This window comes from Rhodoferax sp. (assembly GCF_023700745.1).
Lineage (GTDB): Bacteria > Pseudomonadota > Gammaproteobacteria > Burkholderiales > Burkholderiaceae_C > Rhodoferax.
On the sequence record NZ_JAMPYG010000014.1, the window covers coordinates 1 to 18,849 of the forward strand.

An 18,849-nucleotide genomic window follows, 5' to 3' on the forward strand; every position below is an offset into this window, starting at 1 on the left:
CTTGTCTGCTGCTATTTTTAGCGGTCGGCATTGTAGGTGTCATTGGTCACATTGGTGCTGCTGTGACCAGCCAGCAAGCTGATTTCCTTGGGTGTCAGCTTCTCGCCGTTTTGTAGCTTGCGGATGATGCCTGACAGGTCTTGGTCAATGGCAACTTTCTGTTTTTCAATCTCAGTCGTCTTCAATCCGAAGACCTTGGCAAGCTTGAAGTTGTTGCCTTCGGCTTGACGCAGATTGTTCGTGATGGCGGTCCTTCTCGTGTCATGGAAGTAAAGCCGTTCTCTTTCATTATCGTAGTAGCCAAGTTGTTTTGTTGCTTCAACCCAATAAGCGCGCATGTTGAAGTAGGTCAGCTTGAAGACTTTGCCTTTTTCTTTCCTTCGGTCGTTTAGATATTCAAGGAAAGATGGCTCAATGGGGATGTCACGGGGCTTTCCGTTTTTTGTCTTCGGGATCAAGACGGTCTGATTTTTCCAGTCAATGTTTTCCCATTCCATTGAAAGACACTCAACACGGCGGCAGCCTGAGTAGATGCACTGGATGAAGCAATAGTAGGGCTCTTGGTTGGCCTTCATTTGTAGATATTCTGCAATCTTCAATGTTTGTTCTTCATTGATGATGGTTCTTCTACTGTTGTCCGGCTTGGGCTTCTCGTTTCTGGGAAGTTTCTTGACGGGGTTTTCAAGGCCATCTTCAAATTCAGTGAAGTATTTATAGGCGTGAGTGAAAGCCCCCGAAATTGTAGAAAGCTCACGAAGTAGGGTGTTTGCCTTCACCTTTCTTGCCTTGATATAGGCAATGATGAGCTGCATATCTACAGTCTCAACGAAAAAATCGCCAAACGGAATTCCGTCCTTCATGTAGTCAAAGGAATCATTTCGGGTCTGCTCAATAATTGCCTGCACAATCGTCTTGCTGTACTTGTACTTGTTGATCCGCTTGTGAATCAGCTCGTAGGGAATCTTGAACTCAGGAATGGCCCTTAGACTGCGATTTTGATTGGTCTTGTAGGAGTTGGGGCTTTGTTTGGACAGGTGTTGCTTGAAGTGCTCTGCCAAGAGCATTCTCATGGTGATCTTGTTCGCTTCGGCGATCAGGTTCTCTACCGTGGCCATGCCCGAAAGCTCTTTTTCCTTCTGAGCTTCCCAATCCTTGGCTTCTCGCTCGGTATCAAACAGCTTGGTATGAGCCTTGCCGTTGTGCTTTACCTGGGCACGGTATTTGACTACTGTGATGTTCCGCTTGGTCTCTGGGTTCTTGCGGGAATACTCAACGGTATAGACGGACATGCTAACCCCTACGTGTGATGTGGCTGCAAAAGTGTGCGGCCGCCGACTGCTGAAAGCCAGTTCGGCACAAAGAAAAAAGTTTGTGCCAAATTTGTGCCGCGTTCAAGAAATTTGTGCCGAAAAGTCTGTTAAAAATCGTCGTAAGTCGTTATTTTATAACAAAGTACAGTGCTTTAGTGACCGCTTCAACAAGGGGCAGCAGGATGCGTTTTTGCCGCATGTGGAAAGCGGGTTGTTCACCTTTGTTGGCGCCACCACCGAGAACCCGTCATTCGAGGTGAACTCGGCCCTGTTGTCGCGTGCTGCTGTCTACGTTTTGCAACCTTTGACGACTGATGATTTAAGGCAAATCGTGGCTTCAGCCCAGGACTTGCAGGCGTTGCCAGCGATCGAGCCCAAGGCAATTGACCGGCTGGTGGCTTATGCCGATGGGGATGCGCGCCGGTTGCTCAACACGCTGGAGACGCTGGCGGTGTCGGCAACGCAGGAAAAGCGCGCCGAGATTACCGATGTCTGGCTGCTCAAGGTGCTGGGCGAGCGCATGCGCCGTTATGACAAGGGGGGCGAGCAGTTCTACGACACCATCTCGGCCTTGCACAAGAGCGTGCGCGGCTCTGATCCCGATGCCGCACTGTATTGGCTGGTGCGCATGCTCGACGGTGGTGCAGATCCGCGTTACATGGCACGGCGTCTGATCCGCATGGCCAGCGAAGACATTGGTCTGGCCGACCCCCGCGCGTTGCGTCTGGCGCTTGATGCGGCCGAGGTCTACGAACGCCTGGGCACGCCCGAGGGCGAGCTGGCTCTTGCTGAGTGCGTGGTCTACCTGGCGGTTGCACCCAAATCCAATGCTGTCTACAAGGCGTTCAATGAAGCCAAGGCCTTTGTCAAGCAGGACGGCACGCGTCCGGTGCCCATGCACCTGCGCAATGCACCCACCAAGTTGATGAAAGAACTGGACTATAGCAAAGGCTATCGCTACGCGCACGATGAAGCCGATGCCTTTGCGGCGGGTGAGCGTTATTTGCCTGATGGCATGGCCGCGCCTGGTTTTTACAAACCAGTGCAGCGCGGGCTGGAGATCAAGATTGCCGACAAACTGCGTGCCCTAGAAGAGCGCAATCAGCAAGCGCGTTAAGGTGGCATTGGTCTTGCATGTGAGTAGAAAGTGCAAGGGTTTACCCGGATTGGATTGCACCGTTATGGAGAGGCCCCGTGGCTACAATCCTGCCACTCAAATACGTCGTTGGAAGCCTTGCTACCAACACACTGGCAAGGCTCATAAGGCTGCATAACGCGTCAACAACCCTGTTGACACCTCAACCGGCCAAAAATCGGAGAAGAAACAAGTATGGAAACCTTGATCCAGCAGGTCATCAATGGCCTGGTGTTGGGCAGCATGTACGCTCTGGTGGCCTTGGGCTACACCATGGTGTACGGCATCATTGGCCTGATCAACTTCGCCCACGGCGAAGTGTTGATGGTGGGGGCCTTGACCAGCTGGACCATCATCGGCTTGATGCAGGAAGCCATGCCCGGCGCACCGGGCTGGATCATTCTGCTGATTGCGATGGTGATTGCCTGCATCGTGGCGGCCACGCTCAACTTCACAATTGAAAAGGTGGCTTACCGGCCGTTGCGCAACAGCCCGCGCCTGGCACCGCTGATCACCGCCATCGGCATGTCGATCTTGCTGCAGACGTTGGCCATGATCATCTGGAAGCCCAACTACAAACCGTACCCGAACCTGATTGGCGGTGCGCCCTACGAGATTGGTGGCGCGGTGATTTCTGTCACGCAGGTACTGATTTTGGGGGTCACGGCCTGTGCCCTGGCCACCCTGATGTGGCTCGTCAATTACACCAAATTGGGGCGTGCCATGCGTGCCACCGCTGAAAATCCGCGGGTGGCGGCGCTGATGGGGGTCAAACCTGACCTGGTGATTTCGGCCACTTTTGTGATTGGTGCCGTGCTGGCGGCCATTGCCGGCATCATGTGGGCGGCCAACTACGGCACGGTGCAACATACCATGGGCTTCCTGCCCGGGCTCAAGGCCTTTACCGCAGCCGTTTTTGGTGGCATTGGCAACCTGGCCGGTGCCGTGGTGGGCGGCATTTTGCTGGGACTGATCGAATCGCTGGGGGCCGGCTACATTGGCAAACTCACGGGGGGCGTGCTGGGCAGCCACTACTCGGACATTTTTGCCTTTGTTGTGTTGATCATCGTGCTCACACTCAGACCTTCAGGCCTGCTGGGTGAGCGGGTGGCTGACAGGGCGTAAGGAGACAGAGCATGAAACAACAAAAACAGATCATCGTATTTTTGCTGGCGGCGCTGGGTTTGCTGGTGCTGCCCCTGTTGCTGCAAGGGTTTGGCAATGCCTGGGTGCGCATTGCCGACATGGCCCTGCTTTATGTGTTGCTGGCGCTGGGGCTGAATATAGTGGTGGGTTACGCCGGCTTGCTCGACCTGGGTTACGTGGCGTTCTTTGCCATTGGCGCCTACATGTACGCGCTGCTGGCCTCACCCCACCTCAGCGATACTTTCCCTGTCATTGCCGCCATGTTCCCGGATGGCATGCATTTGCCGATCTGGCTGGTGATTCCGGCCGCGGCTGGCCTGGCCGGACTGCTGGGCGTGCTGTTGGGGGCGCCGACCTTGCGGCTGCGTGGTGACTACCTGGCCATTGTGACGCTGGGCTTTGGCGAGATCATTCGCGTTTTCATGAACAACCTGGACCATCCGGTCAATATCACCAATGGCCCCAAGGGCCTGGGGCAAATCGATTCGCTGACCTTTTTTGGCTTGAGTCTGGGTAAAAAGGTGGAAATCTTCGGGTTTCAGCTGGCCTCGGTCTCCTTGTACTACTACCTGTTCCTGGTGCTGGTGGTGGTCAGCGTGATCATTTCGCACCGGCTGCAACTGTCCCGCGTGGGCCGCGCCTGGATGGCCATTCGCGAGGACGAAATTGCCGCCAAGGCCATGGGCATCAATACGCGCAACCTGAAACTTCTGGCTTTCGGCATGGGCGCCACGTTTGGTGGAGTCTCCGGTGCCATGTTTGCCTCGTTCCAGGGCTTTATTTCGCCGGAGTCATTTGCCTTGATGGAGTCCATCATGATTGTGGCGATGGTGGTGCTGGGTGGTATTGGTCACCTGCCTGGTGTGATTCTGGGCGCGGTGGCGCTGTCCGCCTTGCCCGAAGTGCTGCGTTACGTGGCCGGGCCGCTGCAAAACATGACTGGCGGACGTCTTGACGCGTCCATCCTGCGTCAATTGCTGATTGCGCTGGCCATGATCATTGTGATGTTGCTGCGTCCGCGTGGTTTGTGGCCGTCACCCGAGCACGGCAAATCCTTGCAAACCACCAAGCCCTGACGCGACCCTACCCAAGAAGAAATGACATGACAGACACCGTACTCAACGTTGCCGGCGTATCCAAACGCTTCGGCGGCCTGCAGGCCTTGAGCGATGTGGGCATCCAGATCAGGCGCGGCCAGGTCTATGGCCTGATTGGTCCCAATGGCGCTGGCAAAACCACGTTTTTCAACGTGCTCACCGGGCTCTACACCCCCGACACCGGTACCTTTGAGCTGGCTGGCAAGCCCTACCAGCCCACGGCGGTGCATGAGGTGGCCAAAGCCGGTATTGCCCGCACCTTCCAGAACATCCGTCTTTTTGCCGAAATGACAGCGCTTGAGAATGTCATGGTGGGACGCCACGTGCGCACCCATTCCGGCTTGCTTGGCGCGGTGTTTCGCACGCCCGGTTTCAAGTCCGAAGAAGCGGCCATTGCCAAACGTGCCCAAGAGTTGCTGGACTATGTGGGCATTGGCAGCCTGGCCGACTACAAGGCCCGCACCCTGAGCTATGGCGACCAGCGGCGTCTGGAAATTGCCCGTGCCCTGGCCACTGACCCGCAACTGATTGCCCTGGACGAACCCGCCGCCGGCATGAACAGCACCGAAAAAGTGATGTTGCGCGAACTGATCGACAAGATCCGCAACGACAACCGCACCATCTTGCTGATCGAGCACGACGTCAAACTGGTCATGGGCCTGTGCGATCGCGTCACGGTGCTCGATTACGGCAAGCAGATAGCAGAGGGCACGCCGGCTGATGTGCAGCGCAACGAAAAAGTGATTGAAGCCTATCTGGGCACCGGAGGACACTGACATGGCCGAAGTATTATTGAAAGTCAAAGGCCTCAAAGTGGCTTACGGCGGTATTCAAGCCGTCAAGGGTGTCGATTTTGAGGTCTGTGAAGGCGAATTGGTGTCACTGATCGGCTCCAACGGCGCCGGCAAAACCACCTCCATGAAAGCCATCACCGGCTCACTGCCCATCAACGATGGCGACATTGAGTATCTGGGTAAAAGCATTCGCGGCCAGGGCCCCTGGGACCTGGTCAAACAGGGCCTGGCCATGGTGCCCGAAGGCCGTGGTGTGTTTACCCGCATGACGATCATCGAAAACCTGCAGATGGGGGCTTACATTCGCAATGACCAGGCCGAAATTCTGCAGGACATTGACCGGGTGTTCACCACCTTCCCGCGCCTCAAGGAGCGCCGTGACCAGTTGGCCGGTACCATGAGCGGCGGTGAGCAACAAATGCTGGCCATGGGCCGGGCGCTGATGAGCCGGCCCAAGGTGTTGCTGCTCGATGAGCCTTCCATGGGCCTGTCACCCATCATGGTGGACAAGATTTTTGATGTGGTGCGTGAGGTCTACGCGCAGGGCGTCACGATCCTGCTGGTGGAGCAAAATGCCAGCCGTGCCCTGGCCATTGCCGACCGTGGTTATGTCATGGATTCGGGTCTGATCACCATGACGGGTGACGGCAAAACCATGTTGCATGATCCCAAGGTGCGCGCGGCTTACCTGGGTGAATAAGTTTTTTCATATTCATTGATATTGCTCAAGATTTAGACGGGTCAGGCACTGCAAAGTAACGGTCATGTTTACCGTCAATACCATTGATCCCAGTGCCCAGACCCAAAATATTGCCCGCGGACAGCTCTTGCTGCAACACGGTGTCAAGCCGGTCTGGGTCAGTTACATCGAATCTGGACGGGTCGCGCTGGGTGTGTTGGCAGATGGTTTGATGGAACATCAGATCGGCGTGCTGGAAGGACCCTGCTGGCTCGACGCCAGTTCGGCGGTGCTCAATATGCCGCACCTGGTGGATGCTTTGGCTGATACCCCTGTCGAGTTGCGCCAGGTCAGCATGGACGATTTCAGCAAAGGCATTGCCGGTCTGCCTGAAGCCGCCCAGGCCGTGCTCACCGATGTGGCCATGGCACACCGTCGGCAGACCGAGTTTGCCGTGAGCCGATTGGCCAAGGACGCCGAGGCGCGTTGTGCCGAGTGGCTGCTCAGCCATGCCCAGTCTGGCGCCCAGGGTCAGATGGCGGTTGAACTGCATCAGCGCAAGCGCAGCATTGCTGTGCAACTGGGGATTGCCCCCGAGACCTTTTCGCGCGTGCTGCGTCACCTGCGCGAACAAAGCCTGATCAGCGGTTCCGGCCGTGTGCTCAATCTGGTCAACCCCAACGCCCTGCGTTCGCTGGCAGGAGTCTGAAACCTTGTGGGTCAGACCACTCGCCCAGTGACGTGCTCTGACCCCAACTGATTATGTAGCGCCCACAACACCCGCTCTGGCGTGGCGGGTGCATTCAGCTGTACCGCTTGTCCGTCACCACGCGCCAGGGCGACTGCCTCACGTAGCGCTTCGAACACACTGATGGCCAGCATGAGCGGGGGTTCGCCCACGGCCTTGGAGCCAAACACGTTGTCCTCGGGGTTGGGCTCAGGCCATAAATCGACCTTGAAATGGGTGGGCACATCGCCTGCGGTGGGGATTTTGTAAGTGCTGGGCGCGTGCGTGGTCAGCAGGCCCTGGTCGTTCCACACCAGTTCTTCCGAAGTGAGCCAGCCCATGCCTTGCACAAAGCCGCCCTCAATCTGCCCGATGTCGATGGCCGGATTGATGGATCGGCCCACGTCGTGCAGGATGTCCACTTGCAACACACGGCTCTCGCCGGTGAGGGTGTCGATGGCCACCTCGGTGCACGCTGCGCCATAGGCAAAGTAGTAAAACGGTCGCCCCGTCAGGGTGATTTTGTCGTAATGGATTTTGGGCGTGCGGTAAAAGCCGTCGCTCCACAACTGGATGCGGTTGGCGTAAGCCTGCGCCACCACTTCGGTGAAACTGCGCGTGGCTTTGGGCGTGCTCACCAGGCCAGCAGCAAATTGCACGGCACCGGCGCCGACACCGTCGAGGCCGCAGACAAAGGCTGCCAGGTTGTCGCGAATATGGCGTGCGGCAAATTGGGCGGCGCGGCCATTGAGGTCGGTGCCCGCAGACGCGGCGGTGGCCGAGGCATTTGGGATCTTGCCGGTGTCGCTGGCGCTCACCCGCACGTGAGCCAGCGGCACACCGAGTTCGTCGGCCACGATTTGTGCCACCTTGGTGTGTAGGCCTTGCCCCATTTCGGTGCCACCGTGGTTGACCGTGACGCTGCCGTCCAGATAGACATGCACCAACGCACCCGCCTGATTGAACAGGGTGGCGGTAAAGCTGATGCCAAATTTGACCGGCGTCAGGGCAATGCCGCGTTTGATGACCATGCTGTTCTGGTTCCAGCTGGCAATGGTGTCACGGCGCTGCTGGTAGTGTGCGGTCAGCGCCAGTTTTGAAATCAGTGGCTGCAGGATATTGCCCTCGACCTTCATGCCGTAGTGCGTGGTGTTGCGCTGCTGCTGGATGGACGTACTTTTGTTATGGCGATCTTCCAGCGTTTCATCGCAGTACAGGTTGCGAAGCCTGACAGCCAGCGGGTCAAGCCCCAGATGGCGGGCGATGTTGCCCAGAATCGCTTCGGTGACGATCATGCCCTGCGGCCCGCCAAAGCCGCGAAACGCGGTGTGGCTCTGGGTGTTGAGCTTGCAGCGGTACGAGGTGATCTCCACATCCTGCAAAAAGTAGGCGTTGTCGGCATGGAAAATGGCCCGGTCTGCCACCGGTCCCGACAAATCGGCGCTGAAGCCGCAGTGCGCCAGCATCTGCAACTGCAGGCCGCAGAGCCGGCCGCTGTCGTCAAATCCCACGCGGAAGTCATAACTGAACGGATGGCGCTTGCCGGTGATCATGAAGTCATCGTCGCGGTCGAGCCGCAACTTTACGGGTCGCTTCACCCGGTGTGCAGCCAGCGCTGCCCACACGGCCACATGGCCCGCCTGTGTTTCCTTGCCACCAAAACCGCCACCCATGCGCCGGCATAGCACCGTGATCGCATGGTTGTCCAGTCCAAGCGCATGGGCGACCCAGTGCTGCACTTCGCCGGGATGCTGGGTGCTGCTGTGAATGAGCCACTGGTTTTGCTCCTGCGGCAACGCGTAAGCCACCTGGCCTTCCAGGTAAAAGTGCTCCTGGCCGCCGACTTCGAATGTGCCTTGCAGGGTGTGCGGTGCGCGTGCCAGGGCCTGGGCCGCATCGCCGCGGCGCACCGTGACGGGCGGCAGCACAAAACTTTGCGCTGCCAGGGCCGCGCGCACGTCCAGGATGGCGGGCAGGGGTTCGATGTGCGGCGTCACCAGTCGCGCTGCACGGCGTGCCAGCATCACGCTGTCGGCCACCACCAGGGCAATGACCTGACCGACGTGCTGCACCGTGTCCTGCGCCAACACAGGCTCATCGCCGGCAAAGGCGGCCAGCATCTTGCTGCCGGGCACGTCGGCTGCCAGCAGCACGGCATGGACACCGGGCAGGGCAAGTGCCGCATGCGTGTCAACGCCGAGCAGCTTGCCGTGGGCGACCTTGGACAGTACCGGAGCGGCATAGAGCGTGCCGCGCAGTTCCGGGATGTCGTCGATATACGTGGCGGCACCGGCAATCTGCGCCGCGGCGCTCTCGTGCGGGTGTGGCTGGCCGCTGGATGACAGGGGCTCGGTGCCAGCCGGCGAAGGGGCGTTCATGCGTTTTCTCCTGCCAGGGTCAAGGCGTCCAGGCTGGCGTCTTGCACGCCCTGGCTCTCCAGCCAGAAACGTTCCATCAACCCATCCAGCACCTGCACGCGGTAGGCGGCACTGGCGCGCAGGTCCGAGATGGGTTGAAACTCGCCCCGCAGGGCAGCTTTGGCCTGGGTGACGGCGTCGTGTGTCCAGGCCTGGCCGGTCAGCGCAGCCTCGGTTTGCATGGCGCGCACCGGCGTGGCCGCCACACCACCGAGGCCAACCGAGGCCCGCATCACGCGTGCGTCCTGCAATTGCAGATGGATCGCCAGACACACCGCAGAAATATCGTCCTCCAGTCGCTTGGCGACCTTGTAGACCCGCAGCAATTCACCGGGCTGGGGCCGGGGCACCCGGACAAAGGCCAGCACTTCGTCTGCGGCCATGACATTTTTGCGGTAGCCGGTGTAAAGGGCTTCCAAGGGCAATTCGCGCTGGCCGCGCACGCTCATCAGCAGCACGCTGGCGCGCAGGGCGATCAGCAGTGGCATGCTGTCGCCAATCGGTGAGCCATTGACGATATTGCCACCCAGTGTGCCGGCATGGCGCACCGGCAGGCCGGCAAAGCGGCTGAAAAAAGCGTGCAGTTGTGGCCGATCCCGTTCCAGCGCAGCAAAGGCATCGTTCAGGCTGACCGCGGCACCAATGACGGTGTGGCTGTCCTGAACTTCGATGGTCCTGAGCTCGGCCGCGCGTGTGACGTCGAGCACCTGCGCAAAATCCATGTGCAATTTGTTGATCCACAAGCCAACATCGGTGCAGCCGGCCACCAGTTGGGCCTGCGGCCGGGCGGCCCGGGCCGCCAACAGTGCGTCCAGGCGGGTCGGTGCGTCATAGGTAGGCGCGTTGGCCTGGTCCCTTCTGGCGGGCGCGATGCCTGCCAGTTGCTCGCGCAGGCGCGCCTCGTCAACATGCACCGGTGGCAGGGCGCCCATCTGCTCGGCCGCGTCCAGGATGGGCCGGTAACCGGTGCAGCGACACAGGTTGCCTGACAGCGCCGCTTGCGCCTGGGTGCGGCTGACCGGCCGGTCTTTCAGCACCCGGTTCTGATACAGGCCAAACAGGCTCATGGCAAAACCGGGCGTGCAAAAACCGCACTGGCTGGCGTGACACTGGTGCAGCGCTTGCTGCACCGGGTGCGGTGTGCCGTCCGGGGCCGTCAAATCACCGGCCGTCCACAGCGCCATGCCATTGATGGCATGTGCCATCCGGATGCAGCTGTTGACAGCGTTGTAGCGCACCTGCTCGCCTTGCAACTCAGCCAGCACCACGGTGCAGGCGCCGCAGTCGCCTTCGTTGCAACCTTCCTTGGTGGCGCTGTGGTTCAGGTCCTCGCGCAGCAATTGCAGTAGCGTGCGGGTGGGCGGAACATGCGGCAGTGTGACAATCTCGCCGCGCCAGACAAATTGCAGGAGGGGTGGGTTCATGAAGGCGCTCGGAATGAAGGTTGATGGTGATCTGTGGCACCACGGTCATAAGCATAGAGCAAATGTCGAACCTGATCATCACGATTCCAGATTTCAAGGCATTTTGCTGGTAAAAACGACACTTCATTTAATTGACCAATCTGTTCATGACCACGCCCCGTCTTCAACTGTCCGGCATCACCAAACGCTATCCCGGCGTGGTCGCCAACAGTGACGTGAGCCTGACGGTGATGCCCGGTGAGACCCATGCGGTGCTCGGTGAAAATGGCGCCGGCAAATCCACCCTGATGAAAATCATTTATGGCGCGGTCAAGCCCGATGCCGGTGAAGTCAGGATCAACGGGCAGGTCATGCAGATCCGCAACCCCAAGGATGCGCGGGCCAACGGCATCAGCATGGTGTTTCAGCACTTCAATTTGTTTGACACCCTGACCGTGGCAGAAAACGTCTGGCTCGGCCTGGCGCGCAGTTCCCTGGACCAGGTCACCGCCAGCATCGTGGCCAAGGCCAATGAGTACGGACTCGACGTTGATCCGGCGCGCCCGGTGCATACCCTGAGCGTGGGCGAGATGCAGCGGGTTGAAATCATCCGTGCCCTGCTGACGCGCCCGGAGCTGCTGATTCTGGATGAGCCAACCTCGGTGCTCACCCCCCAGGCGGTGGACAAGCTTTTTGTGGTGCTGAAAAAGCTGGCCAGCGAGGGTTGCAGCATTTTGTACATCAGTCACAAACTGCATGAAATACGCGAGCTGTGCAATGCCTGCACCGTGCTGCGGGCTGGCCGCGTCACCGGGGTCTGCAATCCTGCCGAGGAGTCCAACGCTTCCCTGTCGCGCATGATGATCGGTGCCGAGCCGCCGCAACTGCAGCACCGTGCACAGCAGCCAGGCGCTGTGGTGCTGGACGTGAACGGGCTCAGTCTGTCCCGTGAGGATCAGTTCGGCATAGACCTTGACAACATTGGCCTGCAGGTGCGTGCCGGTGAGGTGGTGGGCATTGCCGGGGTTTCCGGCAACGGCCAAAAAGAGCTGATGTATGCCTTGTCGGGCGAAGACTGCCGTGCGCCCAAAAACAGCATTCGCATGGGTGAGACCGATGTGTCGGCCATGCATCCCGGGGGACGCCGCAAGCTGGGCCTGCACTTTGTACCGGAAGAGCGGCTCGGGCGCGGTGCTGTGCCGAATCTGAGTCTGGCGCACAACCTGCTGCTGACACGAACAGAATCCATTTCCATGCCGAAACTGGCTGGCGGCTGGATCAGGCCGCGGGCGCTGGAGCAACACGCGACAAAGCTCATCCAGGCGTTCAATGTCAAGGCTGCTGGTCCGCGCGCGCTGGCGCGTTCGCTCTCGGGTGGCAATCTGCAGAAATTCATTGTCGGCCGGGAGATCGACGCCCAGCCCAAACTGTTCATCGTCTCGCAACCGACCTGGGGTGTTGATGTGGGCGCTGCGGCCCAGATCCGTAGTGAAATTCTGGCGCTGCGCGACGCTGGTTGCGCGGTGCTGGTGGTGAGCGAGGAACTTGAGGAGCTGTTCGAGGTGAGTGACCGCTTGCATGTGATTTCCAAAGGCCAGTTGTCGCCCTCAGTGCCTATCGCAGAAGCCAGTATTGAGCGCATCGGGCTCTGGATGAGCGGGCTCTGGGACGAAAAGCCGACGGAGCCTGATTCCGCCGGCCAGCCAGGAGGTTCCCATGCTCAAGCTTGAAGCACGTCCCGAACCCTCCCGGGCCTGGACCTATGGCTCGCCCTTGCTGGCGCTGCTGGTCACCGTGCTCATCGGTGCGCTGATGTTCTCGGCGCTGGGCAAGGACCCGCTCAAGGGCCTGGAGATGTTTTTCTGGCTGCCCATTCACAACGCCTATGCGCTCGGTGAACTGCTGGTCAAGGCCACGCCCTTGCTCATCATTGCACTCGGTCTGGCCGTGTGTTTCAGGTCCAACGTGTGGAACATTGGCGCCGAAGGCCAGTACATCATCGGCGCCATTTTTGCCGGTGGTATCGCGCTGCTGGCCAACGCCGACAGCAGCCGCTGGATCGTGCTGCCCATTCTGCTGGCCGGGGTGTTTGGCGGCATGTTGTGGGCCAGCCTGACAGCGCTGCTGCGCGACCGCTTTCATGCCAACGAGATCCTGGTGAGCCTGATGCTGGTGTATGTGGCGGTGCAGCTGCTGAGTTATCTGGTCGGCGGGCCCTGGAAGGACCCGATGGGCTTCAACTTTCCGCAAAGCAAGACCTTTGAGGCGGTGACCCGCATTCCGCGCCTGTTTGAGGGCTCGCGGGTGAGCATTGGCGCCCTGCTGGCGCTGCTCAGCGTCGCCGGGCTGTGGGTGTTTTTGTTTCGCACCCGTGCCGGTCTGGCCTTGCAGGTGGGCGGGCAGGCGCCAGCGGCGGCACGCTACGCCGGCTTTTCTTCGCGCAAGGCGCTGTGGACGGCGCTGCTGATGTCGGGCGGCGCAGCCGGGCTGGCCGGTGCGTTGGAGGTGGCCGGCCCCATCGGCCAGCTCACGCCCTATGTACCGGCGGGTTACGGTTTTGCCGCCATCATTGTGGCTTTTGTGGGGCGTCTGCACCCGGTTGGCATGGTGTTCTCAGCCATTTTGATGAGCATGTTTTACATTGGTGGTGAACTCGCGCAGTCGCGCCTGGGGCTCACCAAATCGCTCACCGGCGTGTTTCAGGGCTTGCTGCTGTTCAGCCTGCTGGCTTGCGACACCTTGGTGAATTACCGTCTGAAGTGGAGCAAGTGATGGAATCCTACGCCTTGCTGCTGGCCGCCACGCTCAACGCGGGCACGGTGCTGGCCATTGCTTCGCTGGGCCTGCTGATCAACGAAAAAGTGGGCATTGTCAATTTGGGCGCCGAGGGCATGATGCTGTGCGCTGCCATTGCCGGTTTTGCCACCGTGGTGGCCACCGGCTCTGACATCATGGGTTTTCTTGCGGGCATGGCCGTGGGTGCCTTGCTGGCCGCCATTTTTGGCGTGCTGGTGATCTGGCTCAACACCAACCAGTACGCCACCGGCCTGGCTTTGACGCTGTTTGGCACCGGTTTTTCAGCCTTTGTCGGCACCAACTTTGTGCAGGCCAAAATCCCCGAGCGCGCCAGCTTCGCCATGCCTGGCCTGTCAGACATTCCCTGGTTTGGCCCGGCCCTGTTTCGCCACCACCCACTGGTCTACCTCACGGTGCTGCTGGCGCTGCTGTTGATCTGGTTCATGTACCGCACCCGCAAGGGTCTGGTCATGCGCAGCGTGGGCGAGAGCCCCGAGTCGGCCCACGCACTGGGCTACCCGGTGCGCCTGATCCGGCTGCTGGCCGTGGTGGTCGGTGGTGCCCTGTGTGGCCTGGCCGGGGCCTATATCTCGGTGGTTTACACCCCCTTGTGGGTCGAAGGCATGGTGGCCGGCAAAGGCTGGATTGCGCTGGCCCTGACCACCTTTGCCACCTGGCGCCCGGCTCGCGTGTTGTTGGGTGCCTATTTGTTTGGTGGCGTCACCATGCTGCAGTTTCACCTGCAGGGCATGGGCGTCGACGTGCCGCCGCAGTTCCTGACCATGTTGCCCTATGTGGCCACCATCGTGGTGCTGGCCCTGATCTCGCGCAAGCCGCAGTGGATCCGCATCAACATGCCCACCAGCCTGGGTAAGCCGTTTTACCCTGGGGCCTGAACTTTCGGGTTCATAATTCCATTTTTTCTCGCTGTCCAACCCGTCCCTTGATAAGGAAAACACATGACTGATCTGCACAAACGCTCGCTGCTCAAGGCAGCCGCACTCACCGCCGTGGCCGCTGCTGCGTTGGTGGGTTGTGGCAAGAAGGAAGAGCCCGCACCTGCACCCGCTCCCGCGCCGGCAGCTTCTGCACCTGCGCCCAAGCCAGAGCCCCTGAAAATTGCCTTTGCCTACGTCGGCCCGGTGGGAGACGGTGGCTGGACCTTTGCCCATGACAACGGCCGCAAGGCCCTTGAGGCCGAGTTTGGCGACAAGATCGTTACCTCCTTTGTGGAAAACGTGCCCGAATCGGCCGATGCCGAGCGCGTGCTGCGCGACATGGCAGGGCAGGGCAACAAGCTCATTTTCGGCACCACTTTCGGTTACATGGAACCCATGATCAAAGTGGCCGCTGACAACGCAGGCATCAAGTTCGAACATGCCACCGGCTACAAGCAGGCCGACAACCTGCGTACCTACGACAGCCGTACCTATGAAGGCGCGTACATGGCGGGCGTGATTGCCGGCAAGATGACCAAGTCCAACACGCTGGGTGTGGTCGGCTCCATTCCGATCCCCGAAGTCATCCGCAATATCAACGCCTTCACCCTCGGCGCGCAAAGCAGCAACCCCAAGGTCAAAACCAAGGTGGTGTGGGTGAACGGCTGGTTCGACCCACCGAAAGAAACCGAAGCTGCCACCAGCCTGATCAACGGCGGTGCTGACGTGCTGTTCCAGAACACCGACTCCCCCGCCGTGCTCAAGACGGCCGAAGCCAAGGGCAAGCGCGCCTTTGGCTGGGACTCCGACATGACCGCCTATGGCCCCAAAGCCCATCTGGCATCGGCCGTGATCAACTGGGGTCCGTACTACATCAAAGCCACCAAGGAAGCGCTGGACGGCAGCTGGAAAGCGGGCGCGGGCGTTCACTCCTGGTGGGGCGTGAAGGAAGGCGCGATCGACATTGTGGCGATCGCTGAAGATGTGCCTGCCGAGACCAAAGCCAAAGTGGAAGAGGTCAAAAAAGGTCTGGCAGACGGCAGCTTTGCCATCTGGAAGGGACCCATTCTTGATAACACCGGCAAGGTGCAGATCGCCAAGGACAGCGTGGCGGACGACAAGTTCTTGGGTGGTCTGAACTTCTACGTCAAAGGCGTTGAAGGCAAGGTGCCGGGCGCCAAGTAAGCCAGATTTGATCCACGATGCAAGCCGCCTTCGGGCGGCTTTTTACTGTGCTACAAACTTACCATGCGACAAGTGAAACCTGTCCCCCCTGAACGCCTGCCCGAGCTGCTCCGGCGCATGCCCAAGGCCGAGCTGCACATGCACATCGAGGGCTCGCTGGAACCCGAGCTGATGTTTGCGCTGGCGGCGCGCAATGGCTTGACCGTGCCCTATCCGGACGTGGCAGCGTTGCGCCGCGCCTATGTGTTCAACAATCTGCAGGAATTCCTGGACATTTACCACGCGGGCACGCTGGTGTTGAGAGTCGAGCAGGACTTTTATGACATGGCCTGGGCCTACCTGCAGCGCGCCGCGGCAGACAACGTGCTGCACACCGAGATTTTTTTCGACACGCAAACGCACACCGGCCACGGCCTGGCTGCCGAGGTGGTCATCAACGGCCTGCACCGGGCCTGTGCCGATGCCAAGGCGCAACTGGGCATCAGCGCTTCATTGATCCTGTGTTTCCTGCGTCATTTGCCCGAGCATGAGGCTTTTGAGGCGCTGGAGCAGGCGCTGCCCCTGCGCGACAAGCTGGTTGGCATCGGTCTGGCTTCGAGCGAGCTCGGCCATCCGCCAGAAAAGTTTGCCAAAGTGTTCGCCAGGGCGCGTGCCCTGGGTTTTCGGCTGGTCGCGCATGCGGGCGAAGAAGGCCCGCCGGCCTACATCTGGAGCGCGCTGGATGTGCTCCGGGTGGAGCGCATCGACCATGGCGTGCAGGCCATGCGCGACCCGGCGCTGGTGACGCGGCTGGTGCACGACCGCATTCCCCTGACGGTGTGCCCGTTGTCCAACCTTAAATTAAAAGTATTCCCGGCGCTGACCCGGCACAACCTGGGCCGCATGCTGCAAGCTGGCCTGGTGGCCACCGTCAACTCGGACGATCCGGCCTATTTTGGCGGCTACCTCAATGAGAACTTCATGCAGACCTTTGCGGCGCTGGGGCTGACCACCCAGCAGGCGTACCAGCTGGCGCACAACAGTTTTTCTGCCAGCTTCATCGAGGCATCAGCCCTGCGGGTTTTTCAGGACCGCCTGGCCGAAGTCTTCGAGACCTTCGAGTGACCCAGGGCAGCGTTGCTAGCGAACTGGCACCCAGAGTTGCAGGCGCGGCAGCATGACGCGGTAGGGCGCCAGCAGCACGGCGGCCATCAGCCATTTGATGCCCAGGTCCCCCATGGCCAGTGTCAGCCAGTTCATGTCGGAACCGGCAAAGGCCAAAAAGAAGAAGATGCCGGTATCGACCACCGAGGCCACGAGGGAGCCGATCAGCGGTGCTTTCCACCACGACATGGCGCGCAGTTTGTTGAACGCCACAATGTCAAGCAGCTGGCCGACGATGAAGGCACCGCCCGACGCCACCGCAATGCGCCAGGGCGCCAGCGCCAGGGACACCAGCACGGCAATGGCAAAGCCGGTCCAGGCCACGCGGCGGGCCGCCTGGGTGCCAACGGCACGGTTGGTCAGATCGGTCACCAGAAACGCCACCGGGAAGGTGAAAGCACCCCAGGTCAGCCAGTCGTTGATGGGAAACTGCACCAGGTAATTGGACGAAACGATGACGATCAGCATGGCCAGAATGGGCCGCCAGAGCTTTAAAAGAGGCGTTTTCAGGGAAATTTTCATGCGGCGATTATCGCGCGCGAGGCCGCAGGCGGTGGCGATCCATGCATTCTGCCGTCGTGGACGGCTTCACTTTGTTCGCAATGACGATTTTCAGCTGTCATCGCGAGCGAAGCGTGGCAACCCATGGTTCAGAAATTCCAAAGTTGGGTAAGCTCTACTGCCTATGAAAGCCTACCGTGCTGCCATCCTCCGCTTTGCCACTGACCGTGAACCACGCCATGCCGCCATGTATGACGAAGACGGGCTGTTGGTGGTCGGCCCCAACGCGCAGGGCCTGCAGGTGGTGCAGGCGGTCGGACCTTACCGCGCGCTGCATGCGCGTTATCCCGATCTGGCCGTGACACATTGGTCGGGTCGCATCATTGCCCCCGGTTTTGTCGATCTGCACAGCCACTACCCGCAAGCCAATGTCATCGGCTCGCCTGCTGAAAGTTTGCTGCCCTGGCTGGAAAACTACACTTTCCCTGAAGAAAAGCGTTTTTCATCGCCTCAATACAGCACCGAGGCCGCGCAATTCTTCATTGCGGAGTTGCTGCGCCAGGGCGTTACCACTGCGCTCACCTTCGCCACCTCGCACCCGGCATCGGTGCAGGCCTTTTTTACCGAGGCACACAAGCATCGCATGCGGCTGATCACCGGCCTGTGCCTGATGGACCGCCACGCAGCGGCTGATGTGCTGAACCAGCCGACTGCGCCGGGCAAGCTTGACGCCACCGAGCAAAGTCTGCTGGACTCTGAGGCGTTGATCCGGCAATGGCATGGCGTTGACCGGCTTGGCTACGCCATCACGCCGCGCTTTGCGCCCAGCTGTTCCGATGCCCAGTTGCGCGGTTCGGGCGAGTTGGCCGCCATGTACCCTGACGTCTGGATCCAGTCGCATGCGGCCGAAAATAAGGCAGAAATCGCCTGGGCGCGCGCCTTGTTTCCGGCCTCACGCAGCTACCTGGCCACCTATGCCGACTTCGGCCTGCTACGCGAACGTGCCATCTACGCCCACTGCATCCATTTGGATGACGCTGACCGCGCCCTGATGCGCGACACCGGTGCGGCCGCCGCGGTTTGCCCGACCAGCAACTTGTTTCTGGGCAGTGGTTTTTTTGACTATGCTGGCGCTGACCGGGTCGGTTTCCCGTACGGGCTGGCCAGCGACGTGGGGGGTGGCACCAGCTTCAGTCCGTTTCACACCATGCTGGCGGCCTACTATGTCGGACGGGAAGGGCAGACCAAACCGGGCTTGAGTTTGGGTCCGCAGCATTTGTGGTGGCAGCACACGGCGGGGGCGGCACAGGCGCTCGGCCTCAAAGGCCTGGTGGGCAACTTGCAACCGGGTTGCGAGGCTGATTTTGTGGTGTTGAACCCGCAGGCCACCCCGCTGCTGGCGCGCAGGACGGCATTGGCGGCCAATCTCGATGAGCTCCTGTTTTCAATGATTGTGCTGGGTGATGACCGCCTGGTAGAACGAACGGTGATTTCGCAAGCCATTGAGAGCTGCGATCCGATGATGTTCAGTTTCCGTTGACAAGTTCAGTCAGGGCGCACGGTTCATCCGAGTTTCAT

The 18,849-nt window shown here is 60.0% G+C and carries 15 protein-coding genes and 1 pseudogene; 12 read left to right on the plus strand and 4 right to left on the minus strand.

What is annotated here, in order from left to right; all coding sequences use genetic code 11:
- Positions 1–17 precede the first annotated feature (17 nt).
- A complete protein-coding gene (locus NDJ10_RS11290) occupies positions 18–1,289 on the minus strand; it encodes a site-specific integrase (protein WP_024569565.1) in 1,272 nt (423 codons plus the stop codon).
- Positions 1,290–1,470: 181 nt separating this feature from the next.
- Between NDJ10_RS11290 and NDJ10_RS11295 the strand changes: the two are divergent.
- The 6 genes and pseudogenes from NDJ10_RS11295 to NDJ10_RS11320 form a co-directional block, all read left to right on the plus strand.
- Positions 1,471–2,427, plus strand: a pseudogene (locus NDJ10_RS11295) (replication-associated recombination protein A); the annotation flags it as partial.
- A gap of 213 nt (positions 2,428–2,640) precedes the next feature.
- A complete protein-coding gene (locus tag NDJ10_RS11300) occupies positions 2,641–3,570 on the plus strand; it encodes a branched-chain amino acid ABC transporter permease (protein ID WP_296162247.1) in 930 nt (309 codons plus the stop codon).
- Positions 3,571–3,581: 11 nt separating this feature from the next.
- Positions 3,582–4,667 carry an ABC transporter ATP-binding protein gene (locus NDJ10_RS11305; RefSeq protein ID WP_296162248.1) on the plus strand — a complete coding sequence of 362 codons (1,086 nt, stop codon included), beginning with the start codon at positions 3,582–3,584 and terminating at the stop codon, positions 4,665–4,667.
- 26 nt (positions 4,668–4,693) lie between these two features.
- On the plus strand, positions 4,694–5,464 hold the full coding sequence (locus NDJ10_RS11310) for an ABC transporter ATP-binding protein (protein WP_296162250.1): 771 nt from the start codon (positions 4,694–4,696) through the stop codon (positions 5,462–5,464).
- Position 5,465: 1 nt separating this feature from the next.
- The gene (locus NDJ10_RS11315) at positions 5,466–6,182 is read left to right on the plus strand and encodes an ABC transporter ATP-binding protein (protein ID WP_296162251.1); all 717 of its coding nucleotides are present in this window, start codon (positions 5,466–5,468) and stop codon (positions 6,180–6,182) included.
- Positions 6,183–6,246: 64 nt separating this feature from the next.
- The gene (locus NDJ10_RS11320; protein WP_296162253.1) at positions 6,247–6,870 is read left to right on the plus strand and encodes a Crp/Fnr family transcriptional regulator; all 624 of its coding nucleotides are present in this window, start codon (positions 6,247–6,249) and stop codon (positions 6,868–6,870) included.
- Positions 6,871–6,881: 11 nt separating this feature from the next.
- On the opposite strand, the gene xdhB is transcribed toward NDJ10_RS11320, so the two are convergent.
- Together xdhB and xdhA are read right to left on the minus strand one after the other, a co-directional pair.
- Entirely contained in the window at positions 6,882–9,266 is a 2,385-nt protein-coding gene (gene xdhB, locus NDJ10_RS11325) for a xanthine dehydrogenase molybdopterin binding subunit (RefSeq protein ID WP_296162255.1), read from the minus strand.
- Positions 9,263–10,729 carry a xanthine dehydrogenase small subunit gene (xdhA, locus tag NDJ10_RS11330; RefSeq protein ID WP_296162257.1) on the minus strand — a complete coding sequence of 489 codons (1,467 nt, stop codon included), beginning with the start codon at positions 10,727–10,729 and terminating at the stop codon, positions 9,263–9,265. The genes xdhB and xdhA overlap by 4 nt, the downstream gene beginning before the upstream one ends.
- 146 nt (positions 10,730–10,875) lie before the next feature.
- Between xdhA and NDJ10_RS11335 the strand changes: the two genes are divergently transcribed.
- The 5 genes from NDJ10_RS11335 (at position 10,876) to NDJ10_RS11355 (ending at position 16,731) form a co-directional block, all read left to right on the plus strand.
- A complete protein-coding gene (locus NDJ10_RS11335; protein ID WP_296162258.1) occupies positions 10,876–12,438 on the plus strand; it encodes an ABC transporter ATP-binding protein in 1,563 nt (520 codons plus the stop codon).
- Positions 12,425–13,480: an ABC transporter permease gene (locus tag NDJ10_RS11340; RefSeq protein WP_296162259.1), complete on the plus strand. Its 1,056-nt coding sequence runs from the start codon at positions 12,425–12,427 to the stop codon at positions 13,478–13,480. Before NDJ10_RS11335 ends, NDJ10_RS11340 begins: the two co-directional genes overlap by 14 nt.
- On the plus strand, positions 13,480–14,400 hold the full coding sequence (locus NDJ10_RS11345) for an ABC transporter permease (RefSeq protein WP_296162260.1): 921 nt from the start codon (positions 13,480–13,482) through the stop codon (positions 14,398–14,400). Before NDJ10_RS11340 ends, NDJ10_RS11345 begins: the two co-directional genes overlap by 1 nt.
- Positions 14,401–14,463: 63 nt before the next feature.
- Complete coding sequence (locus NDJ10_RS11350; protein WP_296162262.1) at positions 14,464–15,627, plus strand: BMP family ABC transporter substrate-binding protein; 1,164 nt, start codon at positions 14,464–14,466, stop codon at positions 15,625–15,627.
- 63 nt (positions 15,628–15,690) lie between these two features.
- Entirely contained in the window at positions 15,691–16,731 is a 1,041-nt protein-coding gene (locus tag NDJ10_RS11355; protein ID WP_296162264.1) for an adenosine deaminase, read from the plus strand.
- Positions 16,732–16,746: 15 nt separating this feature from the next.
- Here NDJ10_RS11355 and NDJ10_RS11360 read toward each other — a convergent pair whose 3' ends face one another.
- Complete coding sequence (locus NDJ10_RS11360) at positions 16,747–17,292, minus strand: VUT family protein (protein ID WP_296162266.1); 546 nt, start codon at positions 17,290–17,292, stop codon at positions 16,747–16,749.
- A 163-nt stretch (positions 17,293–17,455) separates the two neighbouring features.
- Here NDJ10_RS11360 and guaD point away from each other — a divergent pair, with 163 nt between their 5' ends.
- Entirely contained in the window at positions 17,456–18,811 is a 1,356-nt protein-coding gene (gene guaD / locus NDJ10_RS11365) for a guanine deaminase (protein WP_296162268.1), read from the plus strand.
- The last annotated feature ends 38 nt before the right edge of the window (positions 18,812–18,849 follow it).